The sequence below is a fragment of the Nonomuraea zeae genome (genome assembly GCF_005889725.1).
In the GTDB taxonomy this organism is placed as follows: Bacteria; Actinomycetota; Actinomycetes; order Streptosporangiales; family Streptosporangiaceae; genus Nonomuraea; species Nonomuraea zeae.
The window spans coordinates 1-21,411 of record NZ_VCKX01000222.1; the positions used below are offsets into that span (position 1 = coordinate 1).

Consider the following 21,411-nt stretch of genomic DNA (forward strand, 5'->3'; position numbering starts at 1 on the left):
GCCCCAACCCCGGCCGCCGTCCCGGGCCACTGGCCCGGGACGGCGGACCCGGAGGTGCGTCAGCCGCCGGGGAGGACGGCGATCGCGTCGATGGAAATGAGCAGGCCGAGCGGCAGGCTGACGTTGGCCGGCGCCGAGCGGGCGGGCGGCGGGTCGGGCATGAAGCGGGCGTAGACGGCGTTGATCGCCGCGAAGTCCTCGACGTTCGCGTAGAAGACGGTGGTCTTGACGAGGGCCGCCAGCGACGCGCCGGCGGCGGTGAGGATCGCGTCGAGGTTGCGCAGCGCCTGCTCGGTCTGCGCCTCGATACCGTCCGGCGCCACGCCCGTGGCCGGGTCGATGCCCGCCGCGCCCGAGCAGAACACGAACCCGTTGGCCACGATCGCCTGGCTGTAGGGCCCGATCGCGTGTGGTGCGTCGTCAGTTGAGACGGCCTGCCGCATCATCGCTGAACCTCCCGCTCCTGTGGGGCATCCGCGCACTTGGAAGCCAAACGTCCTACACGCGCGCTTCGTAGACAATGTTGAAGGGTGTCTCGGCGACCCGCCGGAAGCTGTCGAAACCGGCATCCGTGACGATCCGCCGCATCGGCTCCTCGCCGGCCTGGGCGCCGAGGGAGTAGCCGCCCTCCTGCGAGAGCGCGTTCGGCACGCACAGGAACGTCGAGAACGAGTAGTAGACCCGGCCGACCGGGTTGAGGTTGTCGCCCACGCTCGCACCGGCGAACGGCTCGACGATCATCCAGGTGCCGTCGTCGGCCAGCCGCCGCCGCACATGGCGGGCCGCGCCGAGCGGGTCGCCCATGTCGTGGAGCGCGTCGAACGTCGTCACGAGGTCGAACGGGCCGCCGGTGAAGGTCTGCGCGCTGGCGACCTCGAACCGGGCCCGGCCGTCCAGCCCCGCCTCCGCGGCCCGCCTGCGCGCCGCCGCGACCGACTCGGGGTGGTAGTCCGAGCCGAACACGGCCGAGCGCGGGTACGCCGTGGCCATCAGCACCGACGAGGCGCCGTGCCCGCAGCCGATGTCCGCGATCAGCCCGCCGTCGCGCAGCTTCGCCTCCACCCCGTCCAGCGCGGGCAGCCACGTGCTGATCAGGCCGGCGCTGTACCCCGGGCGGAAGAACCGTTCGCAGCCGTCGAACACGCCCGTGTCGTGGGCGTGCCAGCCCACACCCTCGCCGGAGCGGAACGCCCCGGCGATCTCCGGCTCGGCGCGCAGCGCGCCCACCGCGAGCTGGAACGCTCCCGGGGCGAAGACCGGGCCGTCCGGATCGGTCAGGGCGAAGGCCTGCTCCTCGGTGAGCCGGTAGCGCCCCGTCTCCCGCTCGTACTCCACGTAGCCTCCCGCCGCCTGGCCGCGCAGCCACTCGTCCACGTACCTCGGTGCCGTCCCGGTGCGTTCGGCGAGCTCGTGCGGTCGTAGCGGCCCGCCGGCCAGGGCCCGGTACAGCCCGAGCCGGTCGCCGATCACGATGTTGCCGGCGGCCATCGTGGCCCCCAGATCGCCGACGAACCGGTTCATGAACTCCGTCAGCCGTGCCTGGTCGATCGCCATGTGACACTCCTCGGTCTCGTCGCCTGTGCCTTCTCCCCAGTTCTAGGCCGGCCCGGCCGCCCCGCCATCCGCGCCGGCTACCCAGGCCGGGCCGTCGCGATACCGATATCGGGACGCCCGGCGGCGAGCCCGCCCCCGGCCGGGAACCGCGTGCCAGACTGTGAGAAGTGGGCCGGATGATCCTGGAGCGCGAAGACGAGCTGGCCGCGCTGGCCGCCGCCGCACGCGCGGCCGGCGACGGGACCGGCACGGTGGTCCTCATCTCCGGCGAAGCGGGGATCGGGAAGTCGAGCCTGGTCGAGGCCATCCGGAGGGTGCTGCCCGCGGAGGGCCGGCTCCTCGTCGGCTACTGCGACGACCTGGCGACGCCGCGCGTGCTCGGCCCGTTGCGCGATCTCGTCGGCAGCGTCGGCACGGCGCTGACCCGGGCGCTGGAGAGCGGCGACCGGGGCGAGGTGCTGGAGGCCCTGCGCGACGAGCTCGGCTGGACGAACCACCCGACCGTGCTCGCCGTCGAGGACGTGCACTGGGCCGACGAGGCGACCTTCGACGTGCTGCGGTTCCTGGTCCGCCGGGCGGCGCAGCTGCCGCTGGTCCTGGTGCTGACCTACCGCGACGACGAGCTGAGCACCGGCCATCCGCTGCGGCAGCTGCTCGGGCTGGCCTCGCGGGTGGGGCCGGTCCGCCGGCTGCGCCTGGCCCGGCTCACCGAGGACGCGGTACGCCGGCTGAGCGCCGCCGCGGACGTCGATGCCGGCATCGACGCGGGCGAGGTCTTCGCGATCACCTCCGGCAACCCGTACTTCGTCACCGAGGTGCTGGCCGCCGGCGACGCGACAGCCGTGCCGCTGACGATCGCGGACGCCGTCCAGGCCCGGGTGGCCCATCTCGACCCGGCCACGTTGGAGACAGTCGAACGGCTCGCCGTCGTACCGTCGGCGGTGCAGCGCTGGCTCGTCGAGGCGCTCGTACCGGCCGGTCCGGCGGCGCTCGCCCCGGCCGAGCAACGCGGGCTGATCGCGGTCACCCCGAGCCGGGTCGGCTTCCGCCACGAGCTCACCCGCCGCGCGGTGGTGGACTCGATGCCGGCGGCGCGCCGGATGGCGGCCAACCGCGGCGTGCTCGCCGCGCTGCTGGCCCGGCCGGGGACCGACGTGTCGCGGGTGATGCATCACGCGGCCGAGGCGGGCGACACCGACGTCATCCTCCACTACGGGCCGATCGCCGCCCGGGAGGCGTCGGCGGCCGGGGCGCACCGGGAGGCGGCGGCCCATCTGCGCCTGGTGCTCGACCAGCACCCGATCCTGGAGCCGCGAGCCGAGGCGGATCTGTGGGAGGGCCTGGCGATCGAGTGCTACACCATCGACGCGCCGGCCGCCGACACGCTGGCGGCCCAGCGCCGGGCGGTCGAGCTGCGGCGCGGTGACGACCCGCGCGCCTTCGGGGCCTCCCTGCGCTGGCTCTCCCGGATCTGCTGGTGGGCAGGGGATCCGGACGGGGCGGACGCGGCGGCCGACGAGGCGATCGACGTGCTCACCGCCGTCGGCGACGACGGCCTCCTGGCGATGGCGCTCAGCGGCAAGGCCCAGCTGCACGCGCTGGCCGGGCGCGACGCCGAGGCCATCGTCGTGGCCGAGCAGGCCATCGCGCTCGGCAGGGACACGCCGGGGACCCTGTCGCACGCGCTCAACAATCTCGCCATGGCGCTCTGGGGGACCGGCGACGAGCGCGCACGCTCCACGATGGAGGAGAGCCTGCGGGTCGCGCTCGCCGCCGACGAGCCCGAGCACGCCTGCCGGGCCTACATGAATCTCATCCTGTACGACCTGGAGCTCCTGCGTCTCGGCGACGCCAGGACCCTCCTCGCCGAGGGCATCGAGTTCGCCGAGCGCTCGGATTTCGTGATGTTCTCCCGGTATCTGCAGGTGGCGCTGGGGGCGCTGCATTTCGCGACCGCGGACTGGGACCAGGTCGTGCCGGCCGCGGCGTACGCGCTCGACAGCTCCCCGCCGGTGCGGTGCGCCGCGGTGACCCTGATCGGCCGGACCCGGCTGCGCCGCGGCGAGCCCGGCGCGATGGAGACGCTGCGCGAGGCGTGGCGGATCGCGGTGCCGCTGCGCGAGTGCCAGTGGATCGGGCCGGCCGCCGCGGCGCTGGGCGAGGCGGCCATGCTCGCCGGTGACGCGGGTGCCGCCGTCGCCGAGCTGACCGAGGCGTACGAGCTGGCCGTCCGGTTCGGCACGATCGCCATCCGCTCCGAGCTGGCGTACTGGCTGGGCCGGGCGGGGCGGCCGGTCGGCGGGTCGGGGCTGCGCCATCCGTACGCGCTGCTCGCCGACGGCCGGTGGCGGGAGGCCGCCGAGGAGTGGCGGGCGGCAGGCTGCCGGTACGAGTACGCGGCGGCCCTGGCCGAGAGCCCGGAGACCGACGACCAGGTGGCCGCTCTCGCCCTGCTCGACGGGCTCGGCGCCGAGCCGCTGGCCAGGCTGGTGCGCGCGCGTCTGAGGAGTCTCGGCGTGGCCCGGATCCCGCGTGGCCCGGCGCCCGCGACCCGCGTCAGCCCGGCCGGGCTCACCGAACGTCAGGGCGAGGTCGTCCAGCTGCTCGCCCTGGGCATGACCAACGCCGAGATCGCCGGCCAGCTCGTCCTGTCCGTGCGCACCGTGGACAGTCACGTCGCGGCGGCGCTGGAGAAGCTGGGCGCCCGCACCCGCAAGGAGGCCGTGGCCCGCGCCCGCGACCTGGGCATCCTCGACCTGCGGTGACGGCTTCCCACGGGTCCGGCCTCACCTGCCTCGGCCCCGGCCTCTGCCGCGAGGGACTCGATCCAGTACAAAGTGCGGAACTTCTTCGGCCCGCTGACCACGCGGGTCAGCGGCGACGTGTCCTGCCCCGCCGGGCAGCGGATGGTCTCCTCAGGCGCGAGCAACGGCAGCATCACCAGTCTCACCCCGCTCCCGGACTTCACCGGCGTGTCGGCCAGCGGCATCATCCTGAGCTCCGCCGCCAACTACCTGCAGGTCGTCGTCGGCTGCCTGCCGGTGGGCCAGATCGCCGGGGTGACCGTGCGCTCGGAGACCTTCGTTCCCGACGAGAAGGGCGCGGCCTCGGGCGTGGTGCCCTGCCCGGCAGGGACGCACGCGTTCGGCGGTGGCGGTTACTTCCGGACCGCGCAGAACTTTCCGAGCACCCGATCCCGTCCGCTGGTCTCCAACACGGTGAGCGCGGACGGTACCGGCTGGACCTTCAAGGCCTCCTCGCTCACGAGCGAGCGGCTCGTCATCACCACGCAGTGCGCGCCGCTGCCCGGTTCGTACGTCGCCCAGGCGCACGTCGTGATCCCCGGCCCCGAGGCCATCAGGCGGGAGGTGTACACGGACTGCAAGTCGGGATACAGCATGCTTTCGGGCGGCGTGTACCTGTCCAAGCCGGACGGCACCGAGCAGGAGGGGCGGTGAGCCACTCGCTGCCGACCAGCAACGGCTGGTACGTCAGCGGCACGCCCCAGGCGGGCCGGCGGGACACCAAGCTGGTGGGCCTGGCGCAGTGCGTCCCGGTTTGAGCTGACCGGCCCGATTGTTCACGGCCTCGGCCCGGGCCGCTCGGGCAGGGCCCGCGGCGGCGCCTGCAGGCGAAGGCCGGCTGTCTTGTGCCAGCCGGTGAGCGTGAGCAGGCGCCGTACCTGCGGTGAGGGTGACCGCATGGTCAGGACATGGCCGCCGCGGAGACCGGCCGCGGCGCCGACCAGGGTGCGCAGCCCGCCGACGTCGCAGAACACCAGGCCGCTGAGATCGAGGGAGAAACTGCCGCGACCTGACATTGAGGCCAGCGCGGGGGGCAGGGTGGGGAGTGTGGCGCGGTCGAGCTCGCCGTCGATCCGCAGGCCCGCGAGCTCGACGAGCGGCGTGATGCGCAGGAGCTGGTCGGTAGGTCTGCCGGGCGGGAGATCGTCTGTGACGTTCATGGTGGCTCCTGGGGACGAGGAGGTGGACAACGTGGCCGGGGGAGAGCCGGCCATGAACACGATCGCCGGGGCCGTCGTGAGCGGAGCAGTCAGGTGCCGTGATGTGATCGTCCAACGAGGCCGGTCAGGGGGAAAGCAGCAATCTGCGACCTACTTATCGCCAGGCGTGAACACCGCTGTGGCGCGGGTCCTGCCCGGCGACGGACGCGACGGTGTCGGACGACGTTCCGAGACCGAGGACGGCAAGGTGAACGACGTTGAACGATCCCCCTCCGCGGCGACCGGCTCCGCGCGACGATGTGGACCACGCGCTGGCCGACGTCATGAAGGCGATCGGCGCCGCCGCACGCACGCTCGCCCTCCAGAGCGCGGCGAGCATGGCCGGCCACGGCGATCTTGGACGGCTGGCCGCCTGCCTGGACGCGATGCCGCCCGACCGGCTCGCCGAGGTGGCCGCCGCCGCCCGCCTGCTCAGCACCGAGGCCGAGCAGGCGCTCGCCAGGCGACCCTGAGGGCGCCGAAACAGCGGATCACGGCCGGGGCCGGCCGCCGACCGGTTGCCGGCTCGACCAGCGCCTCCTGCCCCTGCCGATGAGCATCGAGCACAAACCGCGTGAAGTCGCCGAACAACACGTGCTGCAGCACCTCTCCGAAATCGGTGAGATGCTCCTGCAGCGCCGGGCCGAACTCGGGCACCTGCGCGCGGAGAAGATCGGCAACGCGCTCATACGACAGTGCGGGATCCACGCGCCCATCCTTCCGGCAAATCGGCATATCGCATGGCCCGGCGGGCCGGAGTTTCGCTCCTCGGCTGCGGCCTCCGATCGGCTATCGCGGTAACTGATGAGGCTTGCACGGATTGCGGGTTTCCGCCGGATCGCCGAGCACCTTGACTGGTAAGAGACCAGACGGCGCAGCTTGCGTCGCTGTCACCGTTAGGGCGTCGTCATGACCCTGGACGCACAAGGAACGAACGCCACCGGCCGCGCGGGCCTGAACGGTCAGACCCCGCGCTGCGATCACATTGACCGGTTCTCGACCGTGAAACCCGGACCCCCCGAATGCAAGGAGTGCCTGGCCCTCGGCCAGACCTGGGTCCGGTTGCTGGTGTGCCTCACCTGCGGGTGGGTGGCCTGTTCCGACGATTCGCGCGGCGGTCACGCCCGCGCCCACTACCGGGAGACCGACCACCCAGTGGTCGCCACCCTGGAACCCAACTCGACCTGGCGCTGGTGCTACGTGCACCGCCGGACGGTATAGACGAGACGAAAGAAATCTTATGATCATTTCCGAGCAGGCGGCGGAACGCCGTCAGGACTACGACGGCGCATCGCCGTTCCCCGGAGCGGAAGAGCACGTCACGGCAAGCCGGGTCCAGGTGGGGTTGACGGGGGCGATCGTGGTCGTGCCCTTCATCGCGCTCGGTGTCGCGATCTTCCTGGCGTGGGGGCAGGGAGTCACACTCACCGATCTGCTGCTGGCCACGATCCTCTACGTGGTGACCGGCCTGGGGGTGACGGTCGGGTTCCACCGGCTGCTCACCCATGCCTCCTTCACCGCCCGGCCCTGGCTGCGCGTGGCGCTGGCGGTCGCCGGGTCGATGGGCTTCCAGGGGAACGTGGTCGACTGGGTGGCGGTGCACCGCCGCCACCACGCCTTCACCGACCGCCCGGGAGATCCGCACTCTCCCTACCGGTACGGCACCGGCCTGCGCGGGCAGCTTCGGGGGCTTGCCCACGCCCATCTGGGCTGGCTGTTCGCCGACGACCAGACCCCGGCCGAGCGCTACGCTCCCGACCTGCTGGCCGATCCGGCCATCACCCGCGTCGCCCGCGCCTTCCCCGCGCTGTGCGCGCTGTCCCTGGCGCTGCCATTCCTGGCCGGATGGGCGATCACCGGCACCCTGTACGGCGGGCTCACCGCCTTCCTGTGGGCCGGGCTGATCCGGGTCGCGCTGCTGCAGCACGTCACCTGGAGCGTCAACTCCCTGTGCCACGTCATCGGCAACAGGCCCTTCAAGACCCGCCGCCACGACCGATCGACGAACCTGTGGCCGCTGGCCCTGCTGTCCTTCGGCGAAAGCTGGCACAACGGTCACCACAGCGAACCCAGCTGCGCCCGCCACGGCGTCGATCGCCGCCAGATCGACCCGTCCGCCGGCCTGATCGGCCTGTTCGAGCGGCTCGGCTGGGTCAGCAACGTGCACTGGCCCGACCGCGAGCGCATCCAGCGCCGCCGCGCCGGCCCGCCGCAACCCGCCCCCGAGGCTCATCGATTCGAGTGATAACCGGCAGGGTGATTGCTCATTTCCGCAGCGCAGGCCCGCGAAGGACACTGAGTGTCCACGCAGGTGAGAGGAAGTCGCGATGAGCGTGCGATGGGAGATCGACAACAAGGTACAGGCCGTCAAAACCTGGGTCAGGCAGCGCTTCGGCCGCGCCACCGACAACCGGCGTCCCCGGGTGGTGGGCGAGCCTCGTCGGGGCACGGGCAATCCGGAGCAGCCCGGCGGGGGAGTGAAGGACGTTCCCCAGCCGCCACGGTAGCGGGCCCGGCCCACCCCTCGGCCACCTCGGCACGAGCGCGGAGATGACTCGCAGCGCGTGATGCCCGCGCTCCTCTGGGTTCCACACCCTCATACGGCACCTAGAGTGGGGGAGACGGCCCGTATGGGCGCCGCCCGGGTGGGAAGGGGTGGCGGGCATGGAGTTGCGCCAGTTGCGGTATTTCGTGACGCTGGCCGAGGAGCTGCACTTCGGCCGGGCCGCCGCCCGCGAGCACATCGTGCAGTCCGCGCTGAGCCAGCAGGTCCAGCGGCTGGAACGCGAGCTCGGCGTGCGCCTGCTGGACCGCAGCACCCACCACGTCGCCCTGACCCCGGCGGGCGCCGCCTTCCTCATCGAGGCGCGGCAGATCCTCGATCACGTGGGCAGGGCCGGGCAGGCCGCCCGCAACGCCGTCACGTCGGCGCCCACGCTGCGGGCCGGCATCATCGACGCCGGCTACGACACCATGCCGCAGATCCTGCGCGAGCTCCAGCAGACCCACCCCGACATCACGATCCACCAGGTCGAGGCGGGCACCCCCGAGCAGTACCGGCAACTGGCCGACGGCCGCCTGGACATCGCCATCGGGCATGCCTCCCAGGCGCCGGCCGAGGTGACCTCCAGGCTCATCAGGCTCGATCCGCTCGGCGTGCTGGTGCCCGACGACCACCGCTTCGCCGACCTCGACGGCATACCCGTCGCCGCCCTCGCCGACGAGCTCCTCCTGCTCGGCGAGGAGACACAGACGCCGGAGCTCAACCAGTTCGTCATCGCGCTGTGCCGCTCGGCCGGGTTCGCGCCCGCGATCTACGAGGGCACCGTGCAGAGCAGCCGCGCCGCCACCGACCTCGTCTCCCAGCACCGCTGCGTGCACTGCGTCCCTTCGTCGTTTCGTACCTCCAACCGGCCGGGCACCACCTGGCGGCCCCTGATCGAGCCCGCCACGCACTATCCTTGGTCGCTGCTCTGGCACGGGGCCAACCCCTCTCCCCACATCGCCACCGTCATCGACAGCGCCCGGCTGCTGGCCGAGCGGCTCGGCTGGCTGGAGCCCATCAAGCTCGACCCCGAATCTGCGCCCGACGGCGGGGCCCCGAGCGCGGCCAGCCCCAGCGACGAGCCGGTCTGACGAGCGAGGGCGGCGCTCGGATCGCCGGGTGGGCCGCCGACGATCCCTTCGAGCGCACCCTGAGCTCAGCGCCCTGCTCTCACCTTCCACGCCCTCGCCCGGCGGTGGGGGCAGCGTCTGCTTCCGGGGGCAGACATGTCCTTTACGGCCGCACCACCGCGACGGAGTTGCGCGCGTGGTGCAGGACGCCGAGGGTGACGGATCCGAGCATCACGGTGCCGATCGCCCCTCGGCCCTGGGAGCCCACGACGACCAGGTCCGCCTTCTCCGAAGCGCCGGCCAGGGCGTCGACGGGGTGGGCACGCCGGACGTCCTCGATCACCTGAACCTGCGGATATCGCTGCCGCCATCCCCGGAGGACGGCGGCCGCGGTGCGGCACCGGGCGGCGTGCATCTCGTCCAGGTCATGGGCGCTGTCGGGGATGTGGGCGTGCGCCGGCGGCTGCCACGCGTACACGGCGCGCAGCGTACTCGCGCGGCGCATCGCCTGCTCGAAAGCGTAGGCGAGCGCCGGCTCGCCGGCGTGATAGTCGTCGAGCCCGACGACGATCTCCCCGTGGACGGTGCCGAGGTCGGAACGGACGACGACCACCGGGCCGTGCGCGTGCCCGGCCACGTGGGTGCTCACCGAGCCCAGCACGGCCCCGGGGAAGCCGCCGAGGCCGCTGCCGCCGATCACGATCTCGGCGCAGTCGCCGGCCTGGCCGCGCAACACCGTGGCGGCGGCGCCCTCATGCAGCTCGCAGGTGACGTCGATGCCGGGCTGTCGCTTGCGCGCGACCGCCTCGGCCTCCGTCAGGACGCTCTCCGCGTTGAGCGTGACGGCCTCACCTCGGTCGGGGGCGGAGAACTTGGCGAGCTCGTACGACGAACGGTCCACGACGTGGACGATGCGGAGCCGGGTAGCCGCGCGCGCGGCGTCGTCGGCCGCCCACTCGACCGCCGCGGTCGCAGCGTCCGACCCGTCGGCTCCCACGACAATGGCACGATTCATGGCTTCTCCAGATTTACTCATGGCGCGCGGCGGAAAAATGCCGGCCGGTGGCCTGGCATATCGCTCGTTCGCCGTCGCGAGGTGACCTGTGACCAGGGTGCTCTGCCGAATCGGAAACAGGAAACAAGCAATCGCCGACCTGGTTATCGGCACAATCGATAACCGCACCGATTTCGCTGATGAATTTATGCCACTCCTTGGCCGGCGAACCAGGTACAATTAAAAGACCGAGGACATTTCGTGCGTTGGCATTCGGGTTGGCGTCGCCCGCGGCGATAGACCACTTCCGGCCCGTGACGAGGGCCTGACAGGCCGATGATGATGATGACACTTCTCCAGCCCGCACCGGCGAGTCCCGCCGCCGATTCCGCGCTCAGGCTGAGCCTGAATCCCGTTCTTGACCGCAGCGGCACCGTGGACGGGGCGTGGTGGCCCCGCACCCGCGACGCCGCCGACGAACTGCCCGCCCTCATCTCGGCCGTCGACCAGCGGCTCGGCAGGGCCGTCCTGCGCGTGGGCCTGTACGAGGAGGCGTGGGAGCACATCCCGCGCCGCATCCAGGCCCCCGGACGCCAGGTCAGGGTGGGCTGGTTCCGCAGCGCCGACCCGCACCTGATCACCCTGAGCATCGCGGGGACCGCGCCCATCACCCTGCTGGTCATTCCCCCCGGCACGGCGGAGGCCATCGCCACGGCCGCGCTCACGCTCGCCGCCGCGGGCACGGTCGGCGTCCGTCCCGCCGACATCCTCGACCCCGCCGGCCCGGACGAGGGCGTGCCCGGCCGCGACGGCTCGGCCTCCTGGGAGAACGAGGGCGGCCGTGTCACCGATCCCGACCTCGCGCGGCGCGCCGCAGGCTGACCCCTCGCGCCCCGCGCCAGGGCAAGGTTGTGCGACCGCCGAAGGCGCCACCGCCCCGGAGCGAGAGCTGTGCCATACCCTGGGTCCCTAGGCTGAGAACGCTGCTCCGAGCTCTCGGAGGGCAACCAGCCGTAATCAGAGAGCGAGACGCGACATGAGCAGTCCTCGCAAAATCGACGCCACAGACGACGCCCCCCAGCCGAAGGAGGCCGACGAGCGGCCTGATCACGCGGCCAACGCGCAGTGGCTCAAGGACAACCCCGACGCCATGCCCCAGGTGGGCGCCGGCCGGTGGGCCGTGTACGACCGCCTCGGCCATCTGCTCGGCCACCTCGTCGGCGACGGCCCGACCCGCGACACCCGCTTCAAGGCCATCAGCGAGACGAACGAATGGTCGCCGGCCGACCGGCCGCCGGGCTACGGCATCACCCTGCACGACGCCGGGGCCCACCTCCTCGACACCAGCGTGGGCGGTGGGCAGCCCGAGGAGAGCAAAGGCGACTGAACGCCCCCAAAGCCGGCGTTCTCCCGCCGCTCTCCTGGTGCTCTTTCAGTGCCCTTTCAGTGCTTTTCCGGCGCTTCTCCGGCGGCCCGGACACTCGCAGCTCAGGCCGCCCCGCTCAGAAGAGCGAGCTTTCACCGCAGGACGCGCCGGATGGGCTCGCGAAGAGGATGATCGTGGGTCACGATGGCCAGTATGAGCGACGACGATGACGCGCGTGCCGAGCTGGAGGATTGGAGCGAGTTCATCGGCCGGATCCGTTACGACGGGCCACGCCCCGATCATGCCGGCGACGAGCGGCTGGCCGACGAGGCGGTGTCCATCGAGTTCTCCGGCTGGGGGCGGCTCGACGGCTCCGCCGAGATGAACAACCTGATCTGCCGCGCCCTGGAGATCGGCTACCTGCGCGCCCTGCAGGACGTGCGCGATCGGCGCATCGCCGGGCTGGGGCCCACGGGCTGACCTCGGTACGCGTGCCCCCGAACCGGCCGGATTTACCTGCTGCGGACCTGACCCAGGCGCGCCGATCGACCGGCCGCGGGTAGGTCCGAGGTCGGCGTCATCGAGGACCTCGGCTCACAGCTGTCCGGGCCCGAGTACGGCGCCGACGGCATCGAAGTGGTGCCGGAGCCGGCCCGGACACGGAAGGAGACGTTCGCGATGGCCACGTGGACCAGCGACGAACTCACCACGATCGACTACGCCGAAGAGCTGGCCCTGGCCTCCCGGCGGGACGACGGCACACTGCGCCGGCCGGTGACGATGTGGGTGGTCCGCGTCGGCGACGACCTGTACGTCCGCTGCATGAACGGCCGCTCCGGCGCCTGGTACCGCGGCACCCGGACCCGCCACCAGGGCCACATCTCGGCCGGCGGCGTCGAGGCGGACGTCACCTTCGCCGACGCCGATCCCGCCGACGCCGCCGTCCACGACCAGATCGACGAGGTCTACCGCACCAAGTACCGCCGCTACGGCGGCAACATCATCGGCGGCGTCGTCAGCTCCGAGGCGCGAGCCGCGACGATCAAACTCCTCCCGGAGCGGTGACCCCGCTCGGCGAGCGCCGCGCCGTCATCTCGCGACGACGCGGCCGGCCGGCCCAGCCTCTCGGGACAGAACAGCTAGGCGTCGTCATCCGAGTCCGCCGAGACGGCCTCCAGGTCGATCCGGTGGTCCTCGACCTCGCCGCTGTCGGCCCATCCCGTCGCCGACGTCACCGACTCGGATTTCGCGGTCAGGCGAAGCCGCATCCAGGTCGGGCCGGTGCGCAGCAGCCTGGGGATCGTCCAGTGCAGTTTGGCGGTGTTGCCCCCCGAGACCTGGGTCGTGGCCCGCTCGTCGGCGTCGAAGCGGCCGTTGCGGTCGAAGTCGATCCAGCCCGCGACGTTCGACGCGGACCCGGACTTCACCGGCACCGACAGCGCGACGTCCCGGCCTCTGAGCGTCATGCGCGTCCGCGCGCTGCCCACCGCGTCGTCGTCGTCCGTGTCGACGGGCAGGGCGCGCGGTGTCATGCTCACGGCGTCGGGGTGGTCGGCGCTCACCGACTCTCCCAGGTAGGAGTCGGTGATCGCGTGGGAGGCCGCGCCGTAGGAGGCGGGCGCGTCGGAGCCGTCCTCGGTCAATGACAGCTTGAACGCGGCCCACATCTGGGGCGTGGTGCGGTCGGTCCCGTAATGCACGTCATGGGCCCTCAGCTTGACGGTGAACGACCGGACGATGCCGCTCACCTGCACGGTGCCGCACGTGTAGACGACCCCGCAGGTGGTCGACTCAGCGAGATAGACCCATTCCGGCTCGATCGCGCTCGCCGTGACCCGGTAGCCGGGGAAGCCGGCGACCTGGGTGAAGGTGGGCTTGGCGGGGACGCCGCCGACCAGCTCGATGGCCGGCCAGTAGTCGTCGCGGTTCACGAGGTCGCCCGAGGAGCCGCCCGTGCCGAACACGTGCAGGTGGGGGTCGCGTACCGGCCTGGAGAAGGTGAACGTCAGCGTGGCGACGTCGCTCCAGTCGTCGGTCTCGACCGCGAAGTCCTCGTAGAGGTCGACGAATCCGGCGGTCGCCTTGGCGTTGGCCGGGACGAGGTACTCGTCGGCGGGCGCGGCCGGGTCGGCGGGCGAGATCTCGGCGGACGCCACCCGCGCCGACCCGATCATGCTCTTGTGCACGGTCACCCGCACCCCCGAGGGCGTCCGGAGCGAGGCCGCCAGAGCGGAATTGGTGGAGCCGGCGGAGCGCGCCGGCCCGGCGTCGGCGTGAGTCACGGGAGCGACCCCCGGGATGCTCACGAGTGCGGTGGCCGTGCAGGCCAGCAGTGTGCGCAAAGCCATGTTGCTTCCCCCCGAAGCTGGTGATCAAGGTGTGTCTCCCTGCCGGCCCGGCTGGCCGCAGGAACAGGGTCGGAGCAGGGTCAGGCCATCGGCGGCCCCGGTGCCCGCGCTCCGCGCAGGCGGCTCGCGAGACCTCTGGTCACGCGGCGGGCGGCGAAGTCGCAGCCGCACACGAAGCGCATGGCCGGCCCGAACGTCGCCGCCGCGGCCAGCCCGACCAGGTGCAGCCCGGCGACGGACGTCTCGAAGGTCCGGCTGAGCCGTGGCGCGGGCCCCGGCGCCGCCACCGCCCGTCGCAGGTCCGTACTCAGGATCCCGATCCTTGACACGTCCACCCGGTAGCCGGTCGCCGCGATCACGTGCTCGGTGTCCAGCGTGGTGGCCGTTCCCGAGTCGTCCATCAGCCGCAGCCGGACCCCGTCGCGGTGCTCGGAGGCCGTCAGCCGGGTGCCCAGGGACACCTCGACGGTGCCGTGAAAACGCTCCCGCAGCCACCAGGATCCGGCGGGCCCGAGCGTGGTGCGCACGATGTGGCCGCGGGCCGGCTCCGGCAGGTATCGGACCGCGCCCGGCAGCCGTGACCAGGCCACGGACGGCCAGCCGCTGCCGAGACTGGAGCGGGGAGCCCGGATCCGGGTGATCAGCGAGCGTCGTTCCGCGGGGACGTCGTTCCAGACCAGCCTGCCGGTCCTGGCGACGACCCGGACGCTCGCGCCGGCCTCGGCCAGCAAGGTGGCGGTCTCCAGCGCCGACTGCCCGGCGCCCACCACGGTCACGTCCCGGCCCTGGAACGTGCTGAGGTCGTGGTGGTCGGAGCTGTGCGTGGACACCTCGGGCGGCAGCGCGGCCAGGGCGCTGGGCCGGAAGGCGAACGGCAGGAAGCCCAGCGCGAGCACCGCGGTCCTGGCCAGCACGGACTCGCCGGACGACAGGGAGAGGGCGAACAGCCCCTCCTCGGAGCCGAGCGCCGTCACCTCCGAGGTGTCCAGAGCCCGTCCCACGGTCCGCGCGTGGAACCACCTGCCGTAGTCGGCGAATCTCGCCACGGGCACCGGCTCCCCGTACGCGTAGTCGTGGAAGGCGTCGAGGCCGTACCGCCGGCCGGGGTCGCTGAGGTGGGAGGCGCCGGGCTCGGACTTCAGCAGCATGCCGCGGGGCATGTGCTGTTCCCACGCCCGCATCGGCCGGCCGAACACCCGCGCGTCCAGTCCCGCGCGCAACGCGTGCGCCGCCACGGAGAGCCCGTACGGGCCCGCGCCCACGATCGCGACGTCGATCACCTGGGTAGGCACATGTCCTCCATCATTGGTCGTGGTGCTCCGGCCGCGGCTCGCGCGACCGGGTCAGCCGGGTGACGGCGCGGCGCATCGTCTGACCGGCCATGGCGACGAAGGGCCGCAGGTCGTCGGCGGAGAGCCAGGCGAGCTCGTCGGCCGCGCACAGGGCCCGCAGGCTCCTGGGCCCCGCCGTGAGGACGTCGTAGTTCTCCACCACATAGGTGCGCCCGTGATCGGCGAGACCCCGCCCGGCCCGCCGGCCGGAGAGATGCAGGTGCGCGGTCCGGACCAGGTCCAGGCCGCGGCGGTCGCTGAACAGCCGGAACTGGGCGCCGAGCCGGGGGTTGAAGTCCAGCAGGTGGTAGGAGCCCGTGGCCGCGTCGTACCGGAAGTCGATGTCCAGCACGCCCCGGTATCCGAGCGTCGCGGCCAGCTCGCGAGCGGTCCGCTCCACCACGGGGTTGGGCAGCCACCGCCCGTAGGTGGTGAGCCCGGCGCCGCGCGGGTAGGAGCGCTCCTTGCGTCCCGCGCCGCCGTACAGGCAGCGGGAGTGCTCGTCGAAGTAGCCGTGGAAGAACCAGTCCGAGTCGGGCCCGCCCGGCACGAACCGCTGGAACAGCAGGTTGTGGCCCGGCACGCACTGGAGCAGCACGGCCACGTCCCTGGCCTGCCGCACCAGGCTGGTGTTGCGCAACCTGGAGCCGGACGGCAGCAGCCAGGGCTGTGCCCACTTGGCGACCAGCGGGAACCCGAAGTCGGCGACGGCCGTCGCAGCGTCCCGCGCGCTGGTGATCAGCCGGGTCTCCGGCTGGGTGATCCCGAGCGCGGAGCACAGCTGGGACAGCAGCCGCTTGTCGGCGAGGGTCCGCGGCAGGCCGGGCACCTGGTCCGGCAGCAGGTAGTAGGGCCCCAGGTCCGCCGTGTGCTCGGCGATGGCGATGGCGCCCGCGTCGTCCAGTGCCAGCAGGACGGCCCGGCGGCCGATGCGGTCGGCGACCTGCGTCAGCGTCTGGACGAAGTCCCGATCGCGCGGCCAGCTGTGCAGCCGGGCCAGGTACTTCGAGCGGGAGGCGGGAGCGTGCCCGCCGTCGATGAGCCCGTGCACCTCCACCCCGGCCCTGCCCAGGGAGCGGATGGCGCCGAGTGTCCCGTGGTGGAAGGGATTGGCGTCCTTCCGCAGCACGAGCGCCGGAACGGTGTAGTCGAGCATGGTTCTATGTCCTGCTTCCTCGCGAAAAGCAATGAATCGGGCAAGTCGCGAGTCGGATATCCGATTTGCCGACACCTGGTCTGTATGGAGGGGAGAAAGGGCTGCACGTGGGGATGTGCGATGGTGATGAGAAAGAGCTATCTGCACGGTTCGCTGGCGATAGCCGTGGCTTCGGCCGTGGGGGCGTGGCTCGGCCTGCACGCGCGGGCCGACCCGCCGAAGGGGCCGGCGGCGCTGGGCGTCTTCGTCGGCTCGGACGTGCGCGGACTGCAACGTCTGGCGGGCTTCGAGTCGTGGTTGCGGAACACGGTGACGGTGGGGCGCACCTACCTGCCCGGCGAGCACTGGGAGGCCATCGAGGGACCCAAGTTCATCCTCGAGCCCTGGACCCGCTGGCGGGCGGCCCGGCAGGGCCGGATCCTGGCGCTGAACGTGCCGATGATCGCCCCGAACGAGTCCGGCATGCCCGACAGCGTGGTGTCGCGGCGGCTCGCCGAAGGCGCGCGCGGCTACCGCGACCACCATTTCCGCCGGCTCGCCTGGAACCTGGTCGCCGCCGGCGCCGCCGACACGATCATCGTGCTCGGCTGGGAGATGAACGGCACGACCTACTCCAGCCGGTGCGGACCCGATCCGGAGGCCTGGAAGCAGTACTGGCGGCGCATCGTGACGACCATGCGCACGGCGCCCGGCCAGCGCTTCCGCTTCGACTTCGCGCCCAGCCGCGGGCGTGACGCGGTCCCCTGGACGACCTGCTACCCCGGTGACGACGTGGTGGACATCATCGGGATGGACAGCTACGACCAGGGGCCGGGGCACGAGTTCTCCGACTACGTCGCGCAGCCCTACGGCCTGCAGGCCCATGCCGAGTTCGCGGCCCAGCACGGCAAGGCCATCTCCTTCCCGGAGTGGGGCCTGTTCCGCAACGGGGACCGTCCCGGCTACGTGCGGCAGATGCTCGACTGGATCGCCGGTCACAACGTGGTCTATCACTCGATCTCCGATTACTGTCCGCACGGCGTCTGGCAGTGCGCTGCCAACCCGCGCTCCTCAGCGGTCTTCCGCGCGCGGCTGCGGGCGCGCCCGACTCCCTCGCCGGTTTCGTCGGTCGCTCCCGACCCGGCGCCCGTGCCGAGCAGCTCCAGCGTGTGTCCGACGAGCGCCTCCATCGCCGCGTCCACGTCGAAGCCGCCTGCCAGCGCCGCCGCGGCCGACCCCTCCGCGGCGGCCAGCGCGGGCTGCCCGAGCCTGAGCAGCAGCGCTTCGGCCAGTGCAGCGGTGTCTTCAGGCGTGACGAGCGCGCCGATCTCCCCGGTCACGACCTCGGTGAGCCCGGGCACCGCGCTGGCGATCAAGGACCGTCCCGTGGCCAGCGCCTCCAGCACGGTGAGCGGCAACCCTTCCCAGCGGGACGGGAAGACCACGACGTCGGCCGCGGCGTACCAGGATCGGACGTCGGCCACGGCGCCGGCGAAGTGAACGCGCGGCACGGCCCGCGACCGCAGCTCGGGCAGCAGCGGCCCGTCGCCGACGACGGCCAGCAGGGCCCGGTCGCTGCGCCCGGCCACCCGCTCCCACGCCGACAGCAGCAGGTCCTGGCCCTTCTGCCGGGTCACCCTGCCGACGCAGAGCGCCAGCGGCGTGTCGCCGGCGATGCCGCAGGCGGCGCGGGCCGCCGCCCGTTCCTGCGGGCCGGCGGCCCGGAAACGGCGCAGGTCCACCCCGTTGCGCACCACGGCGAGGTCGCCGGGGACGGCGTACCGTCTGGCCAGGTCGGCCTCTCCGTCGCCCACGCAGATCACGCGGTCGGCCCAGCGCGCGGCCAGCCGCTCCCACCTCAGCGCGGCCGCGGCGAGCGGGCCGCGTGCGGCCAGCCAGGACCAGCCGTGCGGCTGGAAGAGCGTGGGCACCCGGCCCCTGATCGCGGCCCGGCCCGCCAGCCCGGCCTTGGACGAGTGCAGGTGTACCACGTCGGGGCCGAACTCGCGGACGATCCGCCGCACCCTGGCCGCCCCCGCGACGTCGGCGGGCCCGGGCGCGCGGGACGCCGTCCAGGCCAGCCGGGGCACGCCAAGGCCGTCCAGCTCATCGGCCAGCGGGCCGGCCGGCGGGCAGGCGACCGCGACCCGCCAGCCCTGCCGCGCCTGGTAGGCGGCGGCCGTGGCCACGTACGCCCCGACGCCGCCGTCCACCGGCTGCGTGACGTGCAGGACGCTCGGTGTCAGCGCCATGCCCCGGCCCTCTCCGCCAGCCGCGGCCAGCGCCGCTTCACCAGCTCCCGGCCCGCCGTGCGGGCACCGGCGGTCGCGGCATAGGCGCCGGCCCGAAGGCCGCGCCCGAGCAGCACCCGCTGGTTGACGGCCGGCTCGCAGCCGAACTTCGTCTTGTACGTCTCGGCGCCGCGCAGCAGGCTGAGCATCGGCTTGCCGAGCCGGTGGGCGGTCGCCAGGTTGTGCCGCAGCAGCATCGTGAGAACGTCGGCCTCGCTTCGCAGGTCCGGATGCGCCCCATACAGGTAGCCGCCCAGGAAGTCCTTGCCGACCACGGCGAAGTCGCAGGCCAGCAGCCGTCCGCGTACCCGGAACTCCGTCAGCGCCGCGTGGCCGTCCGCCACCAGCGAGCGCGCGGCCCGCGCCAGGTGGTCGTGGAAGCGCGGCTGGGTGTGCTGGGTGTTGATGCCCCGGCGCTCCCACTGCATGGCGTGCAGGCGCAGCAGCTCGGCCACCGACTGCTCGGCCCGGTCGGGCTCGACCGCGGTCACCGAGATGTCCAGCGCGTCGAGCTTGCGCAGCGCCGTCCGCAGCCGATGCGCCCGGCGGCTGTTGAGCCCGGCGACGACTTGCTCGATGGGCAGCCCGGGCAGGTGGAGGCAGGTGGACGCGGGCAGGGTCCAGGCCCGGTCGTCCCAGAGCTCCGCCAGCCGGCGGACCGCCGCCCCCGGCCGCGCTTCCGGCAGGTCGATCACGTCCCATCCCGGCTGGCCGAGCAGCCCGGCGCGGAGCTCGCGCAGCCCCGCGTCCGCCTCGGAATCGTCCACCACGATGTCGGTGAAGTCGGCCTGACCGCCGCCGACGGGTGTCAGCACCCGGCAGCCCAGCCGGTGCTCCAGCGTGAACGGGGCGGCCGCCACCAGCCGTCCGTCCCGGCGGGCCAGGAAGACGCGCAGCCGCCCCGGCGTCCCGTACGCCCGCCACCACGAGCACAGCCAGCCGTACGACTGGAACGGCGTGGCGGCCGAGCTGCGGTCGTACAGATCCGCCCATTCCGCCGACAAGGCGGCCAGCTCCGAGGCGTCCCGCACGACCTGGACCGTGAGCCCGGCGCGCGAGAGCTTCGGCGGCACGGCGCTCACGCCTCCGCTCCCACCAGCACGGGCGCCGGCTCGCGCGACGCCTGCGGTCGGGCCCGCGGCGCGGCCAGCCGGGCCAGGCCGCCCACCAGGGCCGCACCGCACGCCCCGACGGCCACGCTGATCAGCGGCACCGGGGCGGAGGGCAGCGCGGGGGAGGACGCCTCGGCGAAGGAGGCCAGCCGCACGTGCGTGTCGGCGGAGTGGGTGTTGGCGTAGGCGATCAGCGCGGTGGCCGCACGGTTCGCGCGATCGGCGGCCAGCTGCCCGGTGGCCGCCGTGGACGTGAGACGTACCAGCGGAGCATCGGGGGAGGCCGCCACGGTCAGGCTCCTGCGCTCGGCCGCGTCGGTCAAGAGCAGCCCGGGCTGTACGGAGACCCGGGCGTAGGCGGCGGCGAAGTCGGCCGCCCGCGCCGGATCGCCGGCCGCCACCACCACGACATAGGCGTCGGCGGCGTAGACGGCCTCCTTCACCATGGCGTAGGCGAGGCCACCCAGCGCCCCCAGCGTCAGGGACAGCGGAAGCCACCATCGCCACAGCAGGCCCCTCGCGCCGGACCGGGTCCATGTCATCGTTGTTCCTCCTTGGGTAGCGCGCCCAGCAAGCGCAGATAGAGCGACTCCAGCCGGTCCGCCTGCCGGCGGACGTCGTAGAGGCGGACGGCCTCCGGTGGCGGCAGCCGGCCCGGCGGCCGGGCGGCGAGCGCGGCCAGCTCCGCGGCGAGCCGGTCCGGGCCGACGCGTCTCGCCCCCGGCGCCGAGCCCGGCGGCAGATCCTCGACGGCCGGGCAGGTGTCGTACAGGACGGGGAGGCCGCAGGCGAGCGCCTCGACGACCGCCAGCCCGAACGCCTCCTCCACCGAAGGGGCGGCCAGCACGTCCATCGCCGACAGCATCGCCCGCACGTCGGCCGACTCGCCGGTGAACAGCACCCGGCCGGCGACCCCCACGGAGCGGGCCAGCTCCCTCAGCCGGGGCTCGCACGTGCCGGAGCCGACGAGCAGCAACGTCGCGTGTTCGAGCGTGGCCATGGCCTCGATCAGTAGGTCGAAGCGCTTGCCCGGCTCCAACCGGCCGACTCCGCCGATCACGAAAGCGTTCTCGGGCACGCCGAGCCGCTCCCTGGCCCGCCGGCGCAGGGCCGCGTCGAAGCCGAACGCGGCGGCGTCGACGCCGTTGGGGATCACCACGATGCGTGAGCGGGGCACCCCCCATTTCGACAGGCGGTCCGCCACCGTCGGCGACACCGCCACGGTCAGGTGCCCGAGCAGCTCGCTGGCCAGGTACAGCGCTCTGACCGGGTGGGTGAGGCGGCGCCCCTCGATCTGCGCGCGTCCGATGGAGTGCTCGGTTGCGACGATCGCCGGGACGTTCGCCAGCCGCGCCGCCAGCCTGCCGTACACGCACGCGCGGTACAGGTGGGTGTGCACCACTTCGTAGCGGTGCTTGCGCATGAGCCGGGCGAGCCGTCCCACGGCCCGCAGGTCCCGGTTGCCGCGCATGCCGATGGCGTGGACGGGCACGCCGGCCCGCTCGATGGCGTCCGCGACCGCGCCGCGGCCGGTGAGGACCGCCACCTCGCACCGGGCTCCCAGATGCGGCAGCAGGAAGCGCAACTGCTGCTCCGCGCCGCCGGCCGCCAGTCCGGTGATGACGTGCAGGACCTTCACCCTGTCTCTTAGACACACTTTCG

At 72.9% G+C, this 21,411-nt stretch carries 24 protein-coding genes and 1 pseudogene; 12 read left to right on the top strand and 13 right to left on the bottom strand.

Annotated features, from left to right (window positions below):
• Positions 1-59: 59 nt before the first annotated feature.
• Positions 60-446 (bottom strand): Rid family detoxifying hydrolase, encoded by a 387-nt coding sequence (locus ETD85_RS44750; protein WP_206059266.1) that lies wholly within the window; start codon positions 444-446, stop codon positions 60-62.
• Positions 447-498: 52 nt separating this feature from the next.
• Positions 499-1,554 (bottom strand): class I SAM-dependent methyltransferase, encoded by a 1,056-nt coding sequence (locus ETD85_RS44755; protein ID WP_240779839.1) that lies wholly within the window; start codon positions 1,552-1,554, stop codon positions 499-501.
• Between the two features lie 176 nt (positions 1,555-1,730).
• On the opposite strand from ETD85_RS44755, the gene ETD85_RS44760 reads away from it, so the two are divergent.
• Both ETD85_RS44760 and ETD85_RS44765 read left to right on the top strand, forming a co-directional pair.
• Complete coding sequence (locus ETD85_RS44760) at positions 1,731-4,319, top strand: ATP-binding protein (protein ID WP_240779841.1); 2,589 nt, start codon at positions 1,731-1,733, stop codon at positions 4,317-4,319.
• A gap of 72 nt (positions 4,320-4,391) precedes the next feature.
• Positions 4,392-5,012: a hypothetical protein gene (locus ETD85_RS44765; protein WP_138695934.1), complete on the top strand. Its 621-nt coding sequence runs from the start codon at positions 4,392-4,394 to the stop codon at positions 5,010-5,012.
• 122 nt (positions 5,013-5,134) lie between these two features.
• On the opposite strand, the gene ETD85_RS44770 is transcribed toward ETD85_RS44765, so the two are convergent.
• Positions 5,135-5,518 carry an STAS domain-containing protein gene (locus ETD85_RS44770; protein ID WP_170247172.1) on the bottom strand — a complete coding sequence of 128 codons (384 nt, stop codon included), beginning with the start codon at positions 5,516-5,518 and terminating at the stop codon, positions 5,135-5,137.
• Positions 5,519-5,775: 257 nt separating this feature from the next.
• On the opposite strand from ETD85_RS44770, the gene ETD85_RS44775 reads away from it, so the two are divergent.
• A complete protein-coding gene (locus tag ETD85_RS44775; RefSeq protein WP_138695936.1) occupies positions 5,776-6,030 on the top strand; it encodes a hypothetical protein in 255 nt (84 codons plus the stop codon).
• Here ETD85_RS44775 and ETD85_RS44780 read toward each other — a convergent pair.
• Positions 5,990-6,265 (bottom strand): hypothetical protein, encoded by a 276-nt coding sequence (locus tag ETD85_RS44780; protein ID WP_138695937.1) that lies wholly within the window; start codon positions 6,263-6,265, stop codon positions 5,990-5,992. The genes ETD85_RS44775 and ETD85_RS44780 overlap by 41 nt on opposite strands.
• Positions 6,266-6,466: 201 nt before the next feature.
• On the opposite strand from ETD85_RS44780, the gene ETD85_RS44785 reads away from it, so the two are divergent.
• From ETD85_RS44785 to ETD85_RS44800, 4 genes are all read left to right on the top strand, one after another.
• Positions 6,467-6,778 (top strand): UBP-type zinc finger domain-containing protein, encoded by a 312-nt coding sequence (locus ETD85_RS44785; protein ID WP_138695938.1) that lies wholly within the window; start codon positions 6,467-6,469, stop codon positions 6,776-6,778.
• Positions 6,779-6,797: 19 nt separating this feature from the next.
• Positions 6,798-7,802 carry an acyl-CoA desaturase gene (locus ETD85_RS44790; protein WP_138695939.1) on the top strand — a complete coding sequence of 335 codons (1,005 nt, stop codon included), beginning with the start codon at positions 6,798-6,800 and terminating at the stop codon, positions 7,800-7,802.
• 82 nt (positions 7,803-7,884) lie between these two features.
• Complete coding sequence (locus tag ETD85_RS44795; RefSeq protein WP_138695940.1) at positions 7,885-8,064, top strand: CsbD family protein; 180 nt, start codon at positions 7,885-7,887, stop codon at positions 8,062-8,064.
• A 157-nt stretch (positions 8,065-8,221) separates the two neighbouring features.
• Positions 8,222-9,193, top strand: coding sequence for a LysR family transcriptional regulator (locus ETD85_RS44800; protein ID WP_138695941.1), 972 nt, complete (start codon positions 8,222-8,224; stop codon positions 9,191-9,193).
• Positions 9,194-9,335: 142 nt separating this feature from the next.
• Here the strand turns inward: ETD85_RS44800 and ETD85_RS44805 are convergent, their stop codons facing one another.
• A complete protein-coding gene (locus ETD85_RS44805) occupies positions 9,336-10,187 on the bottom strand; it encodes a universal stress protein (protein ID WP_138695942.1) in 852 nt (283 codons plus the stop codon).
• Positions 10,188-10,502: 315 nt separating this feature from the next.
• Between ETD85_RS44805 and ETD85_RS44810 the strand changes: the two genes are divergently transcribed.
• The 4 genes from ETD85_RS44810 to ETD85_RS44825 all read left to right on the top strand — a co-directional run bounded on the left by ETD85_RS44810 (position 10,503) and on the right by ETD85_RS44825 (position 12,597).
• Positions 10,503-11,048 (top strand): DUF5994 family protein, encoded by a 546-nt coding sequence (locus ETD85_RS44810; RefSeq protein ID WP_138695943.1) that lies wholly within the window; start codon positions 10,503-10,505, stop codon positions 11,046-11,048.
• A gap of 154 nt (positions 11,049-11,202) precedes the next feature.
• On the top strand, positions 11,203-11,553 hold the full coding sequence (locus ETD85_RS44815; protein WP_138695944.1) for a hypothetical protein: 351 nt from the start codon (positions 11,203-11,205) through the stop codon (positions 11,551-11,553).
• A 192-nt stretch (positions 11,554-11,745) separates the two neighbouring features.
• Positions 11,746-12,012, top strand: a complete 267-nt coding sequence (locus tag ETD85_RS44820; RefSeq protein ID WP_138695945.1) for a hypothetical protein — start codon at positions 11,746-11,748, stop codon at positions 12,010-12,012.
• 198 nt (positions 12,013-12,210) lie between these two features.
• Positions 12,211-12,597, top strand: a complete 387-nt coding sequence (locus ETD85_RS44825) for a DUF2255 family protein (RefSeq protein WP_138695946.1) — start codon at positions 12,211-12,213, stop codon at positions 12,595-12,597.
• A gap of 74 nt (positions 12,598-12,671) precedes the next feature.
• Here ETD85_RS44825 and ETD85_RS44830 read toward each other — a convergent pair whose 3' ends face one another.
• The 4 genes from ETD85_RS44830 to ETD85_RS65050 all read right to left on the bottom strand — a co-directional run bounded on the left by ETD85_RS44830 (position 12,672) and on the right by ETD85_RS65050 (position 16,831).
• Positions 12,672-13,880 carry a GEVED domain-containing protein gene (locus ETD85_RS44830; RefSeq protein ID WP_138695947.1) on the bottom strand — a complete coding sequence of 403 codons (1,209 nt, stop codon included), beginning with the start codon at positions 13,878-13,880 and terminating at the stop codon, positions 12,672-12,674.
• 80 nt (positions 13,881-13,960) lie between these two features.
• On the bottom strand, positions 13,961-15,172 hold the full coding sequence (locus ETD85_RS44835; RefSeq protein WP_138695948.1) for an FAD-dependent oxidoreductase: 1,212 nt from the start codon (positions 15,170-15,172) through the stop codon (positions 13,961-13,963).
• Positions 15,173-15,182: 10 nt separating this feature from the next.
• A complete protein-coding gene (locus tag ETD85_RS44840; protein WP_138695949.1) occupies positions 15,183-16,367 on the bottom strand; it encodes a carboxylate--amine ligase in 1,185 nt (394 codons plus the stop codon).
• Between the two features lie 326 nt (positions 16,368-16,693).
• The gene (locus ETD85_RS65050; protein ID WP_206059267.1) at positions 16,694-16,831 is read right to left on the bottom strand and encodes a hypothetical protein; all 138 of its coding nucleotides are present in this window, start codon (positions 16,829-16,831) and stop codon (positions 16,694-16,696) included.
• 130 nt (positions 16,832-16,961) lie between these two features.
• Between ETD85_RS65050 and ETD85_RS67710 the strand changes: the two are divergent.
• Positions 16,962-17,162, top strand: a pseudogene (locus ETD85_RS67710) (glycosyl hydrolase); the annotation flags it as partial.
• A 209-nt stretch (positions 17,163-17,371) separates the two neighbouring features.
• Here ETD85_RS67710 and ETD85_RS44850 read toward each other — a convergent pair.
• The 4 genes from ETD85_RS44850 to ETD85_RS44865 all read right to left on the bottom strand — a co-directional run.
• Positions 17,372-18,598, bottom strand: coding sequence for a glycosyltransferase (locus tag ETD85_RS44850; RefSeq protein WP_138695950.1), 1,227 nt, complete (start codon positions 18,596-18,598; stop codon positions 17,372-17,374).
• Positions 18,589-19,719, bottom strand: a complete 1,131-nt coding sequence (locus ETD85_RS44855; protein WP_138695951.1) for a GNAT family N-acetyltransferase — start codon at positions 19,717-19,719, stop codon at positions 18,589-18,591. Before ETD85_RS44855 ends, ETD85_RS44850 begins: the two co-directional genes overlap by 10 nt.
• Positions 19,716-20,291, bottom strand: coding sequence for a lipopolysaccharide biosynthesis protein (locus ETD85_RS44860; RefSeq protein WP_138695952.1), 576 nt, complete (start codon positions 20,289-20,291; stop codon positions 19,716-19,718). The genes ETD85_RS44855 and ETD85_RS44860 overlap by 4 nt, the downstream gene beginning before the upstream one ends.
• Positions 20,288-21,411, bottom strand: a 1,124-nt coding sequence (locus tag ETD85_RS44865; protein ID WP_240779840.1) for a glycosyltransferase, incomplete at its 5' end; no start/stop codon positions are given. The genes ETD85_RS44865 and ETD85_RS44860, both read right to left, overlap by 4 nt.